General features: G+C 47.9%; 11 protein-coding genes. 10 read left to right on the top strand and 1 reads right to left on the bottom strand.

Features of this window, described 5'->3' with window-relative positions; translation table 11 throughout:
- The first annotated feature begins 20 nt into the window (after positions 1-20).
- On the top strand, positions 21-1,436 hold the full coding sequence (gene argH, locus FHS17_RS23590) for an argininosuccinate lyase (protein ID WP_167280923.1): 1,416 nt from the start codon (positions 21-23) through the stop codon (positions 1,434-1,436).
- 348 nt (positions 1,437-1,784) lie between these two features.
- On the opposite strand, the gene FHS17_RS23585 is transcribed toward argH, so the two are convergent.
- A complete protein-coding gene (locus FHS17_RS23585; protein ID WP_167280922.1) occupies positions 1,785-3,215 on the bottom strand; it encodes a VanW family protein in 1,431 nt (476 codons plus the stop codon).
- Positions 3,216-3,583: 368 nt separating this feature from the next.
- Between FHS17_RS23585 and ftsE the strand changes: the two genes are divergently transcribed.
- The 9 genes from ftsE to FHS17_RS23540 all read left to right on the top strand — a co-directional run bounded on the left by ftsE (position 3,584) and on the right by FHS17_RS23540 (position 15,855).
- Positions 3,584-4,270: a cell division ATP-binding protein FtsE gene (ftsE, locus tag FHS17_RS23580; RefSeq protein WP_167281184.1), complete on the top strand. Its 687-nt coding sequence runs from the start codon at positions 3,584-3,586 to the stop codon at positions 4,268-4,270.
- Entirely contained in the window at positions 4,260-5,177 is a 918-nt protein-coding gene (gene ftsX / locus FHS17_RS23575; protein WP_167280921.1) for a permease-like cell division protein FtsX, read from the top strand. Before ftsE ends, ftsX begins: the two co-directional genes overlap by 11 nt.
- A 12-nt stretch (positions 5,178-5,189) precedes the next feature.
- A complete protein-coding gene (locus FHS17_RS23570) occupies positions 5,190-6,362 on the top strand; it encodes a peptidoglycan DD-metalloendopeptidase family protein (protein ID WP_167280920.1) in 1,173 nt (390 codons plus the stop codon).
- Between the two features lie 157 nt (positions 6,363-6,519).
- Positions 6,520-7,971, top strand: coding sequence for a S41 family peptidase (locus tag FHS17_RS23565; RefSeq protein ID WP_167280919.1), 1,452 nt, complete (start codon positions 6,520-6,522; stop codon positions 7,969-7,971).
- Between the two features lie 78 nt (positions 7,972-8,049).
- Positions 8,050-9,363, top strand: coding sequence for a PDZ domain-containing protein (locus tag FHS17_RS23560; protein WP_167280918.1), 1,314 nt, complete (start codon positions 8,050-8,052; stop codon positions 9,361-9,363).
- Between the two features lie 278 nt (positions 9,364-9,641).
- Positions 9,642-11,645, top strand: a complete 2,004-nt coding sequence (gene uvrB / locus FHS17_RS23555; protein ID WP_167280917.1) for an excinuclease ABC subunit UvrB — start codon at positions 9,642-9,644, stop codon at positions 11,643-11,645.
- A 26-nt stretch (positions 11,646-11,671) separates the two neighbouring features.
- Positions 11,672-14,560, top strand: a complete 2,889-nt coding sequence (uvrA, locus tag FHS17_RS23550; protein ID WP_167280916.1) for an excinuclease ABC subunit UvrA — start codon at positions 11,672-11,674, stop codon at positions 14,558-14,560.
- Positions 14,561-14,832: 272 nt separating this feature from the next.
- Positions 14,833-15,051, top strand: a complete 219-nt coding sequence (locus FHS17_RS23545) for a hypothetical protein (RefSeq protein WP_167280915.1) — start codon at positions 14,833-14,835, stop codon at positions 15,049-15,051.
- Between the two features lie 198 nt (positions 15,052-15,249).
- Entirely contained in the window at positions 15,250-15,855 is a 606-nt protein-coding gene (locus tag FHS17_RS23540) for a metalloregulator ArsR/SmtB family transcription factor (RefSeq protein WP_167280914.1), read from the top strand.
- Positions 15,856-15,943 lie beyond the last annotated feature (88 nt).

Below are 15,943 nucleotides of genomic sequence, written 5' to 3'. Positions count from 1 at the left end.
TTCGGGAGGGAGTGTAACGAGTGAGCAAATTGTGGGGCGGCCGGTTCACGAAGAAAACCGACCAATTGGTAGAGGAATATACAGCATCGATTATGTTCGATAAAGAGCTTGCTGAAGAGGATATTCAAGGCAGCTTGGCACATGTAACAATGCTTGGCAAGCAAGGCATTCTGCCTGCAGATGACGTAGAGGCAATCAAGGACGGTCTGCATCGTGTACTGCAGCGCATCAAACGCAATGATATCGAGTTCTCCATTTCGGATGAAGACATTCATATGAATATCGAAAAAACACTGATCGACGATGTTGGTCCAGTTGGCGGTAAACTTCATACTGGCCGCAGCCGTAATGACCAAGTGGCAACGGACATGCATTTGTACCTGCGCAAACGTGTTGTTGAATTCGTGGACATGCTGCATAAGCTGCAGTCGTCTCTGATCGAGCAAGCGAAAGCGAACATCGACACGATCGTGCCGGGCTACACGCATTTGCAGCGTGCGCAGCCGATCCTGTTCGCTCACCATCTGATGGCTTACGTTTCGATGTTTGGCCGTGACTTGGAGCGTCTGCAAGACAGCTATAAGCGTATCAACATGCTGCCGCTTGGCGCAGGCGCTTTGGCAGGAACAACGTTCCCGATCGATCGTCATTTTGTCGCTAGCCAGCTGAAGTTTGACCGAGTGTATGAGAACAGTCTGGATGCGGTAAGTGACCGCGACTTTATTCTGGAGTTCCTGTCCCATGCCTCGATCATCATGATGCACTTGTCGCGCCTTAGCGAAGAGCTCATCTTGTGGTCGAGCACGGAGTTCCGTTTTGTTGAGCTGGATGATGCATTCTGCACAGGCAGCAGCATTATGCCGCAGAAGAAGAACCCAGACGTACCAGAGCTTGTACGCGGTAAAACGGGCCGTGTCTACGGCAACCTTGTTGGCCTCTTGACGGTGCTGAAATCACTGCCGCTTGCTTACAACAAGGACATGCAGGAAGACAAAGAAGGCATGTTTGATACTGTGAAAACGATGCAAGGCGCGCTTCAACTGTTCGCACCAATGATCGCAACGATGAAGGTGAACAAAGAGCAGATGCGTCAAGCCGTTAACCAAGACTTCTCGAATGCAACGGACATCGCTGACTTCCTCGTTGGCAAAGGCCTGCCGTTCCGTCAAGCGCATGAAGTGATCGGCAAGACGGTATTGTACTGCATCGAGCAGAACAAATATCTGCTTGATCTGACATTGGAAGAGTTCAAGCAGTTCTCGCAGCTGTTCGACGACCGCATCTACAACGTGCTCCAGCCGGAGCAAGTCGTAAACGCCCGCAACGTGTATGGCGGCACGGCAAAAGTACAAGTAGAAGCAGCTATTGCCCGTGCCGAGCAAGTGCTCGAGCAAACGGCCGCTTGGGTAACCGAATTCGCGGAGAAAAGCCGTTAATTCGTATATGTGACTAAACAAAAGACCATCAACCCCACATTACTGGCGGTGTTGATGGTCTTTTGATATTTTCATTAGTCATATGAAGTACCTTTACTATCAACTATTAAGCTGCCACGTTGGATTTCCTCCAACAGAATTGGGCCAGAAAGCTGTCTGCCACAGCTGCGTTGGAGTTTCTCCAATCTATTTCAGCATAATGAGTCATAATTGACGGATAGAGCTGATTTGACTGTACATTTTCCAATATAGAAAAGTTGCTGGGTTCTTGATCATCAATATGTTGTACGAAATCCAGCCTGCGATGGGGAGCATGGAGGTGGGGAATCAGGAATCAATTCCGGATCATTAAATCCCGTCCTCAACCACTCCACCCGAGTTTTGCGTGCCTGACGAGCCTCCGGAGCCTGGTGCAACATGAATGATCGTTGGCTGTGCGCGGTACGTATCATGCGATACTTTCTCGCGGGAGACGTTTTTGCCGTCTTTCACTAGGGTGCGGAACGTGTCTACGACATAGCCGACAGAACCGTTTTGTACAACGACCTGCTTGCCAGCGGCCAGCGACTTGTCGGTTACCTTTTGCACGGCAGGCTGTACGGTTTTCACGATATTTGATTCGATGTCGTAGCGGATATTTTCAGGCATCGTGCCAAACAGCTTCACTGTCAGCTTGCGGTCTTCAACAACGGTTCGGATGATCAGCTTTTTGCCGGTCGAATTGCGGAAGCGGAAGTCGATGGCGCCGGAGGCGAAGGTGGCATCCTGCCCTTTAGGCAAGTAAGCAACCGGCAGGGAGTGATTACGCCGTTCTACGATATCAATTCCGGAGATGCGGAGAATGGCATTGTACAGGGTGCTCGATACCTGACAGATTCCGCCCCCTATGCCGGGAACCAGCTTGCCGTTCGAAATAACTGGCGCTTCTTTATAGCCGAATTCCTTTTCGGTCTTGGCCACTACATCGCCATAGGAGAACACGTCACCGGGTTCAAGCACCCAATCATTTAACACTTTAGCCGTTGAAGTCACGTTAAAAGCACGACCTTCAGCGCTGGTGGCGAAGCTTGTTGTGAACTCGATGATTTTACGATCAATGCCTTCATCCTTCAGTTTCTCTAATGTGATTTCAGGATGGACGGTCTTCACTTCAAGCTTGGCCGTAAGCGTCTGTTCTGGCTGTCCACCAAGCTGACTATCAGGCACAACAATCCATGAGGCAACCTTTTCTTTCAACGGTTCAACGTCTATCCGATAAGCATCGGTGTGAGGGGTGTAGACGACTTTATCATTACTAGCGATCGTACGAGTCGCATTAACAGGCTCATTCGAGTCGATCCAGTCCCACTCCGCATGAACAAGTTTATCGAAGACGGCAGGATCATAGCTTTGCTTCAGTTCAAAGGTGCTCGGAAAATGATAACGGGACTTCGAACGTATCCAGACGTTCCCCGAACGGAGCTTTTTGAGCTCCTCACGAACCCCGATAAATTCCGCTTTATAGCCGATCTCGGCAGCTGTCCATTGCTTGCTGCCCTCCGCGTCCGCTGCAGTGTTGCCATCGACGGTAATCGTTCGACTCTCCAGCATTTGTTCATATTGGTCCAGCTTTTTCAGCGCGTCATCAATCGGCAGCCCGCTAATATCCACACCACCGGCTGTAACCTGCTCAGGAACGGTGTCCTGCCCGGAGTAATAGGACAGGGCGCCATAGCCGACAGATGCGACCAACAGCAGCGCAAAAACAATAATGATCCATAAGTGCAGTTTCTTCCACATATCCAAGACCACCCTTTCCGTTGAAAATGACAGTGTTTCATGTATATGCAAGGGATTAAACCTACTTGTCAATTGCTTTGCAGACGAGTCTGTCGTCATAAGACGACAAGCACCATTTGTCGAATGAAGGACCCGAAATCGCGGTAAATCATCCTTTACAACTATAATGAGAATTGTGAAAAATGAGGAAATAAGACCCAATGTGAAGGATTTCGTATATCCCTGTCGAATACGTAAGGCTGAGGTGAAATGGCTTCATCCATTCTTTGGTAGTGGAAAGCGGTTCATTTCGGAGGATTCTAAGCTCTATTTATAAGACGAAAACTTATAAATGCTTAGAGTTTGATAAAAAACAGGATGTGATAATGTTGATTGAGATGCAAGACATTTGGAAGACGTACACCGATGGTACTCACGCACTGCGTGGCGTTTCCGTCCGCATAGATCGCAACGAATTTGTATACCTCGTCGGCCCATCCGGCGCTGGTAAATCTACCTTCATGAAACTGATCTACCGTGAGGAAGTTCCAACGAAAGGCCAAATCTCCGTCAACGGCTTCAATATAGGTAAATTAAAGCCACGTAAGATCCCATACGTTAGACGTAATATCGGCGTTATTTTCCAAGATTTCAGACTGCTTCCGAAGCTTACCGTCTACGAAAATGTAGCCTTCGCGATGGAAGTAATCGAAGCGCCTCGTCGCCTGATTAAGAAAAGAACGATGGAAGTGCTCGATCTTGTTGGTCTTAAACATAAACATAACAGCCTGCCAGCCCAGCTGTCCGGCGGTGAACAGCAGCGTGTCGCTATTGCGCGAGCGATCGTGAATAACCCTACCGTTATCGTAGCGGATGAACCAACCGGCAACCTTGATCCCGAGACCTCCTGGGGCATTATGAATCTTCTCGAGGAGATCAACTTCCGCGGTGCAACAATCGTTATGGCAACGCACAACAAAGAGATCGTGAACACGATGCGCAAACGCGTTATTGCCATCGAGAACGGCAACATTGCCCGCGATGAAGCAAGAGGGGAGTACGGGTATGAAGCTTAGTACGCTGCTCCGTCATTTCCGAGAGGGCTTCAAGAACATCATCCGGAATGGATGGATGTCCTTTGCTTCGATCAGCTCGATCTTTTTCTCACTATTCCTGCTTGGTGTATTCGTGCTTCTGGCCCTGAACATCAACAGCATGGCTTCCAATATCGAAAGCCAGGTCCAAATCCGTGTCTACTTGCAAACGGATATTGATCAGCAGAAGGCTAATCAGCTGGAGAACAAAATTCGTAAGCTGGCAGATGTGAGCAAAGTTGAGTTTGTGTCGAAGGAAGAAGGGCTTGAGCTGCTCCGCAAAAATCTCGGCCAAGACGGCGATGCGCTGCTGGATGGTTACGACCAGGAAAGCAACCCGCTGCCGGATTCCTTCACGGTCGAAGTATTTGATCCGCAGAACATTAATGTAACCGCGAATCAGATTAAGGCATTGAACAACGGTGATGAGACAAAGCCGATTACGAGCGTGAAATACGGACAAGGCACAGTCGAGAAAATGTTTAAAATTACGAATGCAATTCGCAACATCGGCCTTATTGTCGTCATTGGCCTTGGCGTAACAGCTATGTTCCTGATTTCCACGACCATTAAGATGACGATCCTGGCAAGACGCCGCGAGATTGGCATTATGAAGCTGGTAGGCGCAACTAATGCATTCATCCGCTGGCCGTTTTTTGTCGAAGGTGCTTTAATCGGTATCGTCGCTTCAGGCATTACAACGGCAGTGGTACTGTTCGCGTACTCGGAGCTTGTGCATCTGAATGAAGCGGAACTGGGACTGCTCATGATTAAGCTGATTCCGGTTCAAGATTGTGGATGGAAAATCGCAACACTGCTTATTGGTCTTGGCACCTTGCTTGGGGTGTGGGGAAGTACAATCTCGGTACGTAAATATTTGAAAGTGTAGGTGACCGCGCAGGTGAAAGTGAAAAAACTATTTATCGTCATAACGATGTTGACTGTATTTATGTTGCAGCCTGTTGGCGGAAATGCCGCATCATCTCTAGATAAAATTAATAAAGATCTTGCTTCGGCCAAGAAACAAATTGAGCAGGCTCAGCAAAACGCTAAAAATGCGGAAGCAAAAAAGAATGACATTTCCGTAAAAAAGGAAGACGCTCAGCAAGCGATTCTGAAACTGAATGATCAGCTCGACAACGTTGTCGATAACCTGAACTATGTACAAGACCAGGTGGATACGAAGGAAGCAGAGCTCCAGAAGGCCGGCAAAGAGCTGGATAAGGCAGAAGAGCAGGTGAAGGAACGGGACGAGCTGCTGCAATCCCGTATGAAGCTGATGTATGAGAATGGCGCGGTATCCTATCTGGAGGTTCTGTTCAGCGCAACAAGCTTCTCTGATTTCATTGACAGGTTTGATTCGCTGCATTCGATCTTAACCCAGGATCGGAGTATCCTAGAGCAGCATAAAAAAGATAAAGTGTTGGTCGCCGAGAAAAAGGCGAACGTCGCATCTGCCTTGGGTGAAGTGAAGACGATGTACACGAAGCTTCAACAGTATAAGTCGGAGCTGGACCAGAAGGAAGAAGAGAAAGAAGTATTAATTGCAAACTACACCAAAGAGATGCAAGAACTCGAGGACATCAGTGAGGAGCAGGAAAAGCAACTGATCGCACTCGCCAAGAAAGTTGCGGATCTGAACAAGAAGAAAAATTCGATCAGAAATCCGTACACTGGCGGCAAGCTAGGTATGCCAATCCGCGGTACATATCGAATCAGTTCAAACTTTGGCTATCGGATTCATCCGATAACAGGTGTCAAGAAACTTCATGCCGGCATCGACTTTGCAGCGAAGCAGGGGACGGATATTTTCGCAGCTGAGTCTGGTGTTGTTCTCGTAGCAAGAGTGACGAGCGGCTATGGTAATACGGTCATCATTGATCATGGTAACGGTCTATGGACCTTATACGGTCATATTCGAAACGGTGGTATTAAGGTGAAAGAAGGCCAGTCGGTGAAGAAAGGCCAGAAAATCGCGGAAGTTGGCAGTACCGGTGATTCTACTGGGCCGCATCTTCACTTCGAGGTTCGGAAAAATCAAACGGCGGTTAATCCGACGAGTTATTTGAAATAGCATCAATTGAAGGCATACCGAGGGATGCGGGATCTTTTCCGTTATTTCACGCGTATGCCTTCTCCTGCATTAGGAAGAAGTTGCAAATAAATATGGACAACTTATCATATACTAGTGAGGTTAACGCAAAATCGGATGGGTCAAGGTGGTGTCGAACGTGTATTTTAAAGGAAGAACCGTATTTGTCCTTCTGCTGATGACGATGGTTGCTTCAGTGCTCGTAACGTTGACCATAGGTGATCAGATTTTTTGGCCGGCAAACGGGAAGCAAGCTTCGGTATCTGCGGCTGCCTCAAGTGATCGCAACGGGCTGAGTGCGAAGGAAGAGTCAAAAATTAATGCGGTTCTAGGGTTAATTGAAACCAAGTATTTCAAAGATATTGATCGGGATGAGCTGGTGGACGGTGCCGTCAGAGGGATGATGGAATCTCTCGACGATCCTTACTCCGTTTATATGGAAAAGGATGTGGCCAAACAGTTTTCCCAATCCATTGAAGGCTCTTTCTCCGGCATTGGTGCAGAGGTAACGCTTGAGAAAGGCAAAGTCGTTGTTGTTGCGCCGATTAAAGGTTCTCCTGCAGAAAAAGCCGGCCTTTTGGCTAAAGACATCGTGTTGTCGGTAAACGGCGAGAAATTAGATGGTCTTACCTTGAATGATGCAGTTGGCAAAATTCGTGGTCCTAAAGGAACAAAAGCGAAGCTCCAAATCGAGCGTTCGGGTAATACGCAGCCTATCGACCTCATTCTCGTAAGAGACGATATTGATGTTGAGACCGTCTTTGCCAATCTTCGTAATGATGGTACTGGCGTCATCGAGATTCGTCAGTTCTCTTTGAATACGGCGGATCGATTCAAGGAGGAGCTTGCTCGTCTCGAGAAACAAGGGATGAAAGGGCTTGTCATTGACGTGCGTAATGACCCGGGCGGTATCTTGCCAGTCGTTGTCGAGATTGCGCAGCAGTTTATTAAGAAGGGCGAGACAATCGTCCAAGTCGAAGATCGTGAAGGTGATCGGGATAAGACCGCTTCGCTAGGCGGAGGCAAGGATTATCCGATTGCAGTTCTGATGAATAAAGGAAGTGCTAGCGCGTCCGAAATTTTGGCAGGTGCGCTGCAGGAGCGGGCAGGAGCGATTCTGGTCGGAGAGACTTCTTATGGTAAAGGTACGGTGCAAGTCAGCTATAACAAGACGCTGGGTGACGGCAGTCTGGTGAAAATGACGATTGCAAAATGGCTCACGCCAGATGGTAATTGGATTCATCAGAAGGGTATTAAGCCAACGATTGAGGTATTGCCGCCGAAGCTGTATACCGTAGCTAGACTTACTTTGACGGAAACGCTGAAGAAGGACATGATTGGTGAGCAGATTCGCAATGCTCAGGTCATGCTGACAGGCCTCGGTTATTCCACACAGCGGGAGGACGGTTACTTCAGTGCTTCAACGGAGCTTGCCGTGAAGAATTTCCAGCAAAGTGCTGGATTGCCGACTACAGGACAGCTTGATACCAAGACAGCAAGCAGCTTGGAGCAAGCTGTTGTAAAGTGGATCAAAGACGAGAATAACGATAAACAGCTTCTGGAAGCAATCCAAGCTGTGAGCAGGAAATAAAGAGGAACTGTCGAATCATTATAAGGTTGACTCTAAACAGAGTCAGCCTTTTATTTTAGTCGAATGGGAGTGTGGCGATTGGATGAAGCCAATGCATTACTAGATCAGTTTGGCCAAGCGTTTGTACATTTGCTGGCACAGCCTTTTTACTATATCGCGGTATTATTTATAATCCTACAATACACACGGCAAGTGAGTCTTGAACGGCGGATGTTCGCTGTACGTTTACATATCTGGCCCCGATTATTAGCAAAAGCCATGCTGGCCGGGCTTGTTGCCGGCGTACTCGCCTCGATTGCAGCAGCCTTTATCGGTATAAGCTTAACTGGAGATGCTGTTTTGTGGCTGTGGGGAACAGCGGTCGTGCTTCTTCTGTTCCGGATTCGTTATTTATGCTTTGCTTATGCAGCTGGTGTAATGGCTCTACTGCAGTGGATTATCGGCTTTACTCCACTCGAGGATAATGGTGGATGGATTGGCGATATTGCGCGTTCCTTGGGAAGTTTGGACATGCCCGGTATCCTCGTGCTTGTAGCTCTTCTTCATTTGGTCGAAGCGTTCCTTGTTCGCAGGCATGGCGATCAGCTTGCTACTCCGTTGTTCCTCGAAGGGAAACGCGGCAAGCTAGTTGGCGGCTATATCCTACAGGGCTTCTGGCCGGTTCCGATGCTGCTGCTTGTGCCGGCAACAGGTGGAGCATCGGTCGTTGACCTGCCATGGACGCCTTTATTTGGCGGAGACTGGACGCAGGGCTGGAGCGTGGTAGCGCTTCCGATGATTATTGGCTTCAGCGAAATGACACGTACAATGCTGCCCCGTGCCAAGGCACGCCATGCCTCGAAAGGTTTGATGTGGTATAGCCTGTTGTTGACGGGGGCTGCGCTGCTTGCATCTTGGCAGCCGGCACTTCTGCCGATTGCTGCCTTATGCGCATTACTGATGCATGAAGCGATTATTTGGCGCAGTCGAATCGTAGAAGCTGCACAAAGTCCGCTATTTGTGAATGATCAGCGCGGCTTGCGTATTCTTGGCATTGTGCCTGGAACACCAGCCGATGAGATGAAGCTGAATGTGGGCGAGATTATTGCGAAGGTGAATGGTACTCGCGTCTACTCGAAAGAGGATCTGCATGAATCGCTGCAGAACAGCTCGGCGATGTATAAGCTTGAAGTATTAAACGCTGATGGCGAGATCAAATTCGCCAAGCGGGCACGCTATGAGGGCGAACATCATCAGCTTGGCGTTATTCTGTCGCCTGATGAGAAAGCGACCTATTATGCATCGGCGGAACCTGCTACACTGTTTGATCTGCTGCGCCGGGCACGGACGGCGAACCGCCGAGGCAGAACTTATGCGAAGGATGAGAATCGTTCCGGTACTCTGGATGTTTAAATGAAGATAAAGGGCTTTTCCTAAGCGAGTGCTTAGGGGAAGCCCTTCGATTTTAAGTAATTCTAAGAATTTATAAGTTTCATCTTATAAATAGGGCATAGAATTCTCCGGAATGAAACGTGCCTCGCCATCGAAGGACGGCGCAGCCGTTTCACCTTGTTGCAACGGCTGTTATAGATGTCTATAATAGAGGGGAACACACATTCGGATATTTGTGCTATATTCTTATATATAAGAATTTTGACTATAATGATTGATGAGTATGGGAAACGGGGTGGATGGCGCAAGTGAGTGAGATTTCAGAGCAATTATTTCAATTAAAGTCCGACTACACGCCGCAGGGCGATCAACCGGGAGCGATCAGAAAACTTGTTGAAGGTGTGCAGAACGGTGAGGTCAAGCAGACCTTGCTTGGTGCGACAGGTACGGGTAAGACCTACACGATTGCGAATATGATCGCGGAGCTTAACCGGCCGACGCTGGTCATTGCACACAACAAGACGCTCGCGGCACAGCTGTGCAGCGAGTTTAAACAGTTTTTCCCGGACAATGCAGTAAGTTACTTTGTCAGCTATTATGATTATTTTCAGCCTGAGGCTTATATCCCGTCTACAGATACCTATATTGAGAAGGATTCCAGCATTAATGATGAGATCGACAAGCTGCGCCACTCCGCGACCAGTTCTTTGTTCGAACGCAGGGACGTCATTATTGTAGCGAGTGTATCCTGTATTTATGGTCTCGGTTCGCCTTCCGAGTACGGCAGCTTAGTTTTGTCGCTGCGGGTAGGCATGGAGAAGCCTAGGGATACAATTCTTCATAAACTGGTTGATATTCAGTACCAGCGCAATGATATTAACTTTATCCGCGGTACGTTCCGTGTCCGCGGTGATATAGTAGAGATTTTCCCGGTTGCCAATAATGAGCGGGCGATCCGGGTCGAGCTGTTTGGCGATGAGATTGAACGGATTACGGAGATCGACGTGCTTACTGGCGAGATCGTAAGCGAACGCGATCATGTAGCCATATTCCCGGCGTCTCACTTCGTTACCCATGAAGAGACAATGAAGGTTGCGCTTGGTAATATCGAGCGTGAGCTGGAGGAACGTCTTGCCGAGTTGCGGGAGAATGGAAAATTGCTCGAAGCGCAGCGTTTGGAGCAGCGAACACGTTATGATCTTGAGATGATGGCGGAGATGGGCTTCTGCTCTGGCATCGAGAACTATTCTGGACCTTTGACATTCCGGGAACGTGGAGCTACGCCGTATACGCTGATGGATTATTTTCCGGAAGATATGCTGATCGTTATTGACGAATCCCACGTAACCCTGCCGCAGATCCGGGCGATGTACAATGGCGACCGTGCGCGGAAGGAAATGCTTGTGAACCATGGCTTCCGTCTGCCGTCGGCGCTTGATAACCGGCCGCTGCGCTTCGAGGAATTCGAGGAGAAGGCTGGCCAGCAAATTTATGTATCGGCTACACCAGGACCTTATGAGCTGGAGCAATGCCCGACGATGATTGAACAGATTATTCGTCCAACAGGTTTGCTTGATCCGATTATTGAGGTGCGTCCGACGAAAGGACAGATTGATGATCTGTTAGTCGAGATTCGTGACCGGATTGCTAAGGATGAGCGTGTCCTTGTGACAACGCTGACGAAGAAGATGGCGGAAGATCTGACGGATTATTTTAAAGAGATCGGCATTAAAGTGCGTTATTTGCACTCGGATATTAAGACCTTAGAGCGGATTGCGATTCTGCGTGACTTGCGTCTTGGTACATTCCATGTTCTTGTGGGTATTAACTTGCTGAGGGAAGGTCTCGATTTACCAGAAGTATCGCTTGTCTCGATTCTGGATGCTGATAAAGAAGGCTTCCTGCGTTCTGAACGCTCACTGATTCAGACAATTGGGCGTGCTGCGCGTAACAGTGAAGGCCGAGTTATCATGTACGGAGATAAGATTACGGATTCCATGGATAAGGCACTTAAGGAGACAGAGCGCCGCCGGACGATCCAGATTGCATATAACGAGAAGCATGGCATAACGCCGCAGACGATTCGTAAGAAGGTTCATGATGATATTAAGGCGACGAAAGTTGCCGAGGAGAAATCGGAATATTTGACGGGCGTAGGCTCGGCGAAGATGTCGAAGAAGGATCGCCAAGCTTTGCTGCAAAGACTGGAAGCAGAGATGAAGGATGCAGCGAAGAACCTGCAGTTCGAGAGAGCAGCAGAGCTGCGTGACGCAGTGCTTGAGCTTCGTGCGGAGCTTGGATAGAGATAAGGAATGGGAGGAACGAAGAAGTGGCTAGTGACAAGATTGTAATTAAAGGGGCAAGAGCCCATAACTTGAAAAATATCGACGTTACGATTCCCCGTGACAAGTTTGTTGTGCTGACAGGTCTAAGCGGCTCGGGGAAATCCTCGCTTGCTTTCGATACGATTTATGCGGAAGGCCAGCGTAGATATGTCGAGTCTTTATCAGCTTATGCTAGGCAGTTTCTAGGTCAAATGGAGAAGCCGGATGTTGATTCCATTGAAGGGCTCTCGCCGGCGATCTCCATCGACCAGAAGACGACAAGCCGCAACCCGCGTTCCACGGTTGGTACGGTAACGGAGATCTACGATTATTTGCGTTTGTTGTATGCGCGTATCGGCAAACCTCATTGTCCTGAACACGGCATTGAGATTACATCGCAGACGGTAGAACAAATGGTCGATCGGATTATGGAATACCCGGAGCGGACCAAGCTGCAAATTCTGGCTCCACTTATTTCTGGACGTAAAGGCGAGCATACGAAGCTGCTTGCTGATACTCAGAAGCAAGGCTATGTACGGGTTCGGGTAAATGGCGAACTTCGTGAGCTTAGTGAGAAGATTGAACTGGAAAAGAACAAGAAGCATAACATTGAGGTTGTCATCGACCGGATCGTTGTGAAGCCGGATATTCAAGGCCGCTTGGCGGATTCTCTCGAGACGGCTCTCAAATTGGCTGATGGCCGCGTTATTGTTGATATTATAGATCAGGAAGAATTGCTGTTCAGCTCCAATCTGGCATGCCCAGAATGCGGCTTTAGTGTCGAGGAGCTTGCACCACGTATGTTCTCATTCAATAGCCCATACGGTGCTTGTCCGGAATGTGATGGACTAGGTGTGAAGATGATCGTTGACCCTGAGCTGCTTGTACCGGATACAAGCAAAGCGATTAATGAAGGGGCATTCGAAGCATGGGCTGGTAGTACGTCTAACTATTACCCGCAATTCCTTAGCGCGGTATGTGAGCATTACGATATTCCGCAGGATGTTCCAGTATCGACTCTGACAGCGGAGCAAATGAAAAAGCTAATGTACGGTACAGGCGGGGAGCGGGTAAAATTCCTATATGAGAATGACTTTGGACATCGTAAGGAAGCTTACGTTCCGTTCGAAGGCATCGTGCATAACCTGGAGCGTCGTTATCGTGAGACGGCGTCAGAGGGCATACGGGAATATATCCAAGCTTATATGAGCGCGAAGCCATGCGGTACCTGTAAAGGTCATCGCTTGAAGAAAGAAAGCTTGGCCGTTACGATTAACGCGAAGAACATCTCGTTTGTCACTTCCTTATCAATTGGTGAAGCGCAGCGTTTCTTCGATTCACTTGAACTAAGCGAGAAAGAGAAGAAGATTGGGCATCTGATTATGAAAGAAATCAACAGCCGTCTTGGTTTCCTCGTTAACGTTGGTTTAGAGTACTTGTCGATGAGCCGTGCAGCGGGAACCTTGTCTGGCGGCGAAGCGCAGCGTATTCGTCTGGCAACGCAGATTGGCTCTAGTCTAATGGGAGTCTTATATATTTTGGACGAGCCAAGCATAGGTCTCCATCAGCGTGATAATGACCGTCTTATTGAGACGCTTGAACATATGCGCAACCTTGGCAATACGCTTATCGTTGTTGAACATGACGAAGATACCATGCTGGCAGCGGACTATATCATCGATATTGGTCCAGGCGCAGGTATTCACGGCGGAATGGTAATGGCTGAAGGGACGCCGGAAGAAATTATGAATGACGATAATTCACTTACTGGCAAATATTTGAGCGGGAAGAAATTTATCGATGTTCCGCTGGAGCGCCGCAGTACCGGCGACAAGTGGCTGGAGATTCGTGGGGCAAAAGAAAATAACCTGCGTGGCGTCAACGTGAAGATTCCGCTTGGTATTTTTACAGCAGTAACTGGTGTATCCGGTTCTGGTAAGTCTACACTTGTGAATGAGATCCTGTACAAGACACTGGCACGCGACTTAAACAAAGCAAAGGTTCGCCCTGGCGATTACAAGGAATTGCGTGGTATCGAGCATCTGGAGAAGGTTATTGATATTGATCAATCGCCAATTGGCCGTACACCTCGCTCCAACCCAGCTACGTATACAGGCGTATTTGATGATGTGCGTGACCTTTATTCGACAACGAATGAAGCGAAGGTACGTGGTTATAAGAAAGGCCGCTTCAGCTTTAACGTGAAGGGTGGCCGCTGCGAAGCCTGCAGAGGCGACGGCATTATCAAGATCGAGATGCACTTCCTGCCGGATGTGTACGTACCTTGTGAGATTTGCAAAGGGAAACGTTATAACCGCGAGACGCTTGAAGTGAAATACAAAGGTAAAAATATCGCGGAAGTGCTGGAAATGACTATAGAAGATGGCACAAAGTTCTTTGAGAACATTCCTCGTATTCATCGGAAGCTGCAGACGCTGCTTGATGTTGGTCTTGGCTACATGACTTTAGGCCAGCCGGCTACAACTTTGTCGGGTGGTGAAGCGCAGCGTGTGAAGCTGGCTTCTGAGTTATATCGCCGCAGCACAGGCAAGACGCTCTACATCCTGGATGAGCCAACAACAGGGCTTCATGTTGATGATATTGACCGTCTTTTAACCGTTCTGCATCGTTTGGTCGATTCAGGTGAATCGGTGCTCGTTATTGAACATAATCTGGATGTCATTAAGACAGCGGATTATTTGATTGATCTTGGTCCAGAAGGCGGCAATGGCGGCGGAACAATTGTTGCAACTGGTGCACCAGAGGATGTTGTGAAGGTCACAGGTTCCTATACCGGCAAGTACTTGAAGCCGATTATGGAGCGGGATCGCGAACGGACCGTTAAGAAGTACCGTGCCGCAGAAGAAAGTGTAGCGGCTGGAGTAGTGGAATAGTTAGAACTTACAGAGGGACTTTCCTTTAAGTATCTTAAAGGAGAGTCCCTTTATGTTATTTTCAATAGGAAAGTAGTTATAAATGATGGAAGAGATGGACATTTTATATTTGCAGGGCATAATGGAGTAGTTACATTTACGATATATAGGTTCAAAATGTGGGAAAAGGTGACAAAGTTGTTACGAAAGCTGAATCGGACTTGCATCATTTGCCACTTGAAGATAACATAGAGGTAATATAGGCTACGTGCGAATAAAAGGGGGTCCACTCGATGTTTTTGGCAGCAGAAGAGGCAGCACAATCGACTAGCAATATCAACACATTCGACTGGTTCATGCTTGCATTTACCATTTTGATCTTGATTGGTTTTGTACGTTTATTGAGAGCTGGTTCTAAGAAAAATGTATTCGCGATCGGATTTACATTCGTATCGCTTGCCTTGTTTGCTTACATTGATTACATCATGATCTTTAAAGTTTGGATGGCTTAAATAGGAAGGCCTGCCGATTTGACGGCAGGCTTTATTATTTTATAGAGAGCGCTGGTCCGATGATCCGAAAGGGTCATAATGGGCTGGCGTTTTTATTTTGTGAGATTGACTTTTTTGGTGTAATCCATTACTATCTGTTTTAACAAGTATCTAATTTGATGGATGTTAAATATAATGATTAACGAGGAGTGAAAACCTGTGCAATTAGATAAAGTCGTCAATTATCATAAAGCGCTGGCTGACCCGACACGAATTCGGCTGTTGATTCTGCTTGCAGAAGGAGAGCTTAACGGACAAGTGCTGGCGGAGAAGCTGGGAGTAACACCAGCAACCGTAACTCATCATGCAGCAAAGCTGCGTGAAGCGAGTTTGATTAATGAGCGCAGAGATAAGAACACCATATATTTCTCCCTGAATGATTACTTCATTAAGAACGGTTCGAATGCAACGGCAAACTTGATTTACAGGCAAACAAATCGGAAAGGAGAGGCAGAGCAAATGAACGAAGATTTAGATCGTATGAAGCAGTCCGTGATCAAGAACTTCTTTACGGCTGCCGGCAAGCTGAAGTCGATCCCAGCGCAGCTCAAGAAAAAGCTCATCGTCTTGGAGTATATCGTCTCACAGCTCGACAAGGATCGTAAATACACCGAAAAAGAGCTTAACGAATTCATCAAAGGTTATCACGAAGATTTCGCAACACTCCGCAGAGAATTTATCATGCATCAATTCATGTTCCGCGAAAACGAAATCTACGAACTCAACCCACAGGAGATGTGGGCGAAGTGGGAGACCCTGTCATAAAGTAACTTTTATTATTGCAGTATCTTTCAGCAATAAAAATAGCCTGCCCGGCATAAAGCCAGGCAGGCTATTTTTCTACTCTCATCTT

It is taken from the genome of Paenibacillus lupini (assembly GCF_011761355.1).
Lineage (GTDB): Bacteria > Bacillota > Bacilli > Paenibacillales > Paenibacillaceae > Pristimantibacillus > Pristimantibacillus lupini.
The sequence above is the reverse complement of the archived record's forward strand: the minus strand, read 5'-3'. Positions and strand labels throughout refer to the sequence as shown.